Source organism: Paenibacillus sp. 01T422, assembly GCF_056398785.1.
Genome location: NZ_JBFTQB010000501.1, coordinates 1 through 4,711, shown reverse-complemented (window position 1 = coordinate 4,711; position 4,711 = coordinate 1). Strand labels below are relative to the sequence as shown.

Here is a 4,711-nt window from a genome sequence, read left to right as displayed (position 1 = left end):
ACACGAGGGCTTTCCCTGAGCAGCGGATTGAAAGGCACTCCGCGATCTGTCAGGCAAAGCTCCCAGCCACCTGCGGCTGCCCCAATGTCGATACGGATTGTATGCATAGAGCGTTCTTCCGGGGGGTGCCCGTAGAGAATGATATTTGTTACAAGCTCGTCGCAGACCAAATTCAGTTGGAATAACGTCTGATCATCCATGCCCATCGCCGGTGACAACCCTTTTAAGAATGCGCCCAGCCGCTCAAGCTCCTTCAGATCATTGCTTAACACGATGGTCTCTACTGACACGTTCGTCCCACCCTCTCTGCTCACCTACCTAGCCAGCTTAAGCCATTTTCAAAAGCATATTTTCCAGCAAACGAACGCGAGCACTGGATGCATGCAGCAGCCCGATGCCGATCTCTGGATACAATCTCACCAGTCGCGAGAGACTTTCGCCTTGCAGCGCAAGCAGACGTACTTCATCGAAAATAGCCTGCGCCGTTATCGAGGAAGGCGATCCGTCCAGAGCCGTCGTTTCCCCAAATGGTTGTTTCGGTCCCAGCACACCAATCGTTACTGTCTCGCCTACACCAGTCTCATTACTTAGCTCAACGTTGCCTTCAATAATTAAATACATCGCTGAATTGCTTTGCCCCCGGCGCAGCAGGTAGGTCAGGTCTTCATGGATTTCTTCTGTCGCAATACCTGCGATTAAGCCCAGTTCGTCCACCGACAAATCAGCGAATAAAGTGACCTGCTTGAGGAAAATAACTTTATCCAGCATGGTCAGAAACTTACGCTCTTCTCTCATTCCATCACGCTCCCGTGAACTTAATGCGTAAACCGCAATATCCTTCAGCCAATCGTCCGACCACCTTGCTGCTTCTTGCAATAGCTTAAGCGGCTCGGTCATCGCCGTATCGCTGCCAGCTGTTCCTTGCTTCAATAGCTCCAGCAGCGCCAAAGCCAATTTGCGATCCCCTAGTCCCTCGGCAAGTACCTCAAGCGCATTCTCGCGAACCTCTTCGCTCTCGTCCTTGGTTGCTTCGCGCAGCGTCGCCACAATTCGTTCGTCAACGAACTTGGCCATGACGGCCCAGGCCCCGCCGACAAGCGCATTGTGCAGCTCAGCGCACCGCTGATTCGCCAGCTCCGCTAAGCCTTTCATGCCAAGCTGGAGCAGGGCTTCCGGCAAAGCGCGTTCCTGCGTAGAAGCAAGCATGCGGTTTACGCAAGGGTCAACGAGCTGCGTTCTCAGTTTATTTTCATCGAGCAGCTCTGCAAGGGCAGTAACGGCTGCGTTCCAAATAAAAGGATTCGCATGGTTCACGCTGTCAGTCAGGACTGGTAATGCTGTATCGCCCATATCCACCAATGCCTGATGAATCGCTTTGCGCAGCTCCTGATCCGCCAAAGGCACCATGTTCAGAAGGATCGGAATCGCCTCGATGTGGCTGAGCTTGCCGAGACATGCTGCAGCGGCTACTTTAACCGCCGGCCGATGATCATCGAGCAGTGACAATACCCAAGCGGAATAGGCATCCAGCTTCAGATCTGCTACGGTATGGCAGCCATAGACAGCCCATTCGCCGCCATTATCCAGCATTTTGATAATCGCCTCGTCACAGGCTTGATAGCTTTCTTCACTTTCGAGCGCGTAGAGTGCCTTAACCCCTTCATGTACAACCTTCGGATGATTATCCAGCAGCTTAACGCGAATGAAGAAGTGCGACTGACTTCTAAGATGCGTTGCTTTTGAAATCAATTTAACGCATTCTGCGCGCACCTCTGGATCCTCGTCCTCAAGAAACGACGCAACTTGCACGAGGTCTTGAATCGTAGCGCCTTGGAGATTCATCGCGCGGAGCACGGCTATACGGATACGTGAGCTTTCTTCCCCGATCATCCCGATCAAATGCGGCAGGAACGCGGAATCCTTCGCCTTGCCAATCACTTCGAGCGCCAGCTCCCGCACGTAATCGTTCGGATGCTTCAAGTAGCCGAGCATAGCGGAAAGCGCTTTGGAGCTGCGGATGCCCCCGATAAAGGACTCCGCTATATCGGACAAATCGGCATGCAGCGATTGCACACTTTTGACCAGCTCACGGATGTACAAATGTCTGCCGTACCAAGCAACAAATACGAGAATGGCTGCCAATCCTACGCCTAACCAAGCTAGTAACGACAGCTGAATCAGACCGAAGGAATGAAGCAGCGACAGCAAGGAGCCGATCAATATCCCGCCAGAGGCAGCAACACCCTGAGCAAAATAACGGTAGCCATCCCGTTTGGAGATGGGCATCATTTTGAAGAAAAGCTGATAACAAGGCTCTGCAATGTAATACAGCAAAATATAGAAGACGGCATAGGAACCCGAAACCAGTGCCAGTCCAAGGGATTCATTCATAAATAAAGCCGTAAGCCCGAATCCGCCGAAGAACAGCACGGTAATGGCGAGCAGCATATTGCTTGCGCCCAGCCAGTTCATTAAGCGTGTAGACACCGTTTGTAGCAAAAGACAGAACGTAAATTGAATAGCCGTAATTAAGCCGTAAAAGGAGGTTAAATCGCCCTCTAATGGAAATTTGGCTTCCGCCGCGGTGAAGTACTGATACTCGATCATGAAATACACGGCCGGCATCAGCGTCATTAACGCAACAGCGCACAGCAAGAACGGGCTGCGCAGCATCTGCTTCGCGTAGTAGCCAGCAGGCAGCTGTTTCTCTTCTTCCTCTGGCTGGCTGATTCCACTCTGGCTTTTCAGTCGCAGGTCTTCTTTTAACGTTAAAGGCACCAAGTAGCGCGCCAGCGCCTTCCGAAAAAAGACGAAGCCGAACACCATCAGCACTGGAGCGAGCGCATAGACGGCTTCCGTTCCGAGCAATTTGCCGATTTGGTGAGCGATCAAGCCAGCTGTAATCCCGCCTATCGTTGTAGAAGCGATGAACATGGGCATCAATCTTTTGGCCTGCTGAGTAGGGCATAAATCAAAAGCTGTGCTCCACAAGAGCAGCGTCAGCTGCCTGACAACAAAGTTGGAGGAAATGAACAAAATGGGATAATAATAGTGGAAGTCAATGCCGCCTAGCTTGAAGCCCAGCAGCACCGCACCGTTCAACACCAGTAAACCGATCATCAACAGGTAGAGCGTCGTCATCATTTTGGCCTTCGGCAAACGATTGGCCAGCTTCGCTAAAAGCCAGCCCTCCAGAGGCATGATGGCCGCTTCGGCAATATAGATGTAGGGCAGATACTGCACGCCGAATCTTTGGTTAAAAAGAGCCATGAAAGCCGTATAGTTCAATGACTCCGCAATCCCGCTAAAATAAAAGATTGGCAGCATCATCCACAGCTTTCGGATATCTTCCGTCCGCAGTCCCATCCATCTGGTTAAGCTTCCTTGCATATCATCAGGTCCAATCTATTAGTTCATTTGTCTTCGATAAGTGGTTTATAGAAAGCTAGTCGTGCTTCGCCTTCATAGTAGTAATTCGGATAAGTGCCGATAAGGTCAAAACCGTTCGCCCGGAACATTTTTTGAATAGGCTGATATTCGGGTAAATCACATGTATACGTAAGAATGTAGCGCCCACCTGCTTCTCTCGAGAACGTTTCTAGCGCCTGGAACAAAATTTTTGCAAAACCATGCCTGCGATAGTCGCGATGCACCGCTAAGTAATCCCATAAATAGCCGCCTGACTGATGCTCATTCTCCTTGCAGCTGGTAACGGCAATAATCTCTCCGGCTTCATTCTCAATGAACCAATGCCAGTGATTGCGGTGTGTCAAGCTAAGCAGCGGAGCATTGCGAAAATGCTCTAACTCCCCTGGTGTATGATTTTGATCATCAAATGAGGAAGAGGATAAATAAAATTCAGTAATACGGCGTGCGTCTTTCTCCGTGGTTAGCTCGTGCACTTGCATGTCAAGTTCGCCTCTTTCATCATGAAACAGATAATGTGCCATTCCACTCTGCTGTCGTGCCATGTTGGAAATACTCATCGCAAATATAGAAGTAAAGCTGTGCCGCCTTATCCTGACGATTCTGTTTAATGACCATCAAGAAGGCTTCCCTTGCATCATAGAAACGCCCTACCTGGTAATACGTGACAGCCKGCTCGAATAACGTCTTGGTCTTCTCCTTCAGTACCCGAATCGTATCGGGATCGCCCTGGTAAACGTCGAACAATCGAAGCGGCTCCTTCACCCCTTCAACCTGGATTAATCCCAGGTTCCGGTATTGGAAAGCTGCCGGCTGCTGCAGTGATTGCACCACATTATCCGTAATGAGGATGGAAGCGCCCAGAGGTTCTGTCATTTTCTCCAGCATACTTGCCACATTCACACCGTCAGAGATCACATTGCCCTCTAGACGCTGCTGCTCGCCGATAATCCCAAGACGCAGCGGTCCTTTATGCAAGCCGATACCGAAATCTAGCGGTGAATAGCCTACTTTGGCCCGATGCGAATTGTAAAGATCCAATTCCTTGCGCATCTCAATGCACGCCTGCAGCGCTTCATCCGCTTGATTCGGGAAAAGCGCCATGAAGCCTGCGCCCAGGTACTTATTCATAAGACCTTGATGCTTGCGGACATAAGGTCCGAATCGGCTAAGGAATGAATTGACGAAGTTGAAGTTCTCTTCCGGCGTCAGCTTTTTGGAAAGCAGATAGAAGCTTCGGATGTTAAAAATCAAAATCGACATATTTTTCTCCACTTGATCGCCC

The 4,711-nt window shown here is 50.4% G+C and carries 4 protein-coding genes; all 4 read right to left on the bottom strand.

The window, feature by feature from the left end; all coding sequences use genetic code 11:
* Positions 1-290 (bottom strand): ATP-binding protein (locus AC1DUA_RS24305; RefSeq protein ID WP_477502213.1); only part of this gene is annotated, 290 nt, incomplete at its 3' end.
* A gap of 37 nt (positions 291-327) precedes the next feature.
* Positions 328-3,366, bottom strand: a complete 3,039-nt coding sequence (locus AC1DUA_RS24300; protein ID WP_477502212.1) for a HEAT repeat domain-containing protein — start codon at positions 3,364-3,366, stop codon at positions 328-330.
* 47 nt (positions 3,367-3,413) lie between these two features.
* Entirely contained in the window at positions 3,414-3,908 is a 495-nt protein-coding gene (locus AC1DUA_RS24295) for an N-acetyltransferase family protein (protein ID WP_477502211.1), read from the bottom strand.
* Positions 3,909-3,927: 19 nt separating this feature from the next.
* The coding region (locus AC1DUA_RS24290; protein ID WP_477502210.1) for an adenylate/guanylate cyclase domain-containing protein at positions 3,928-4,711 on the bottom strand (784 nt) is incomplete at its 5' end.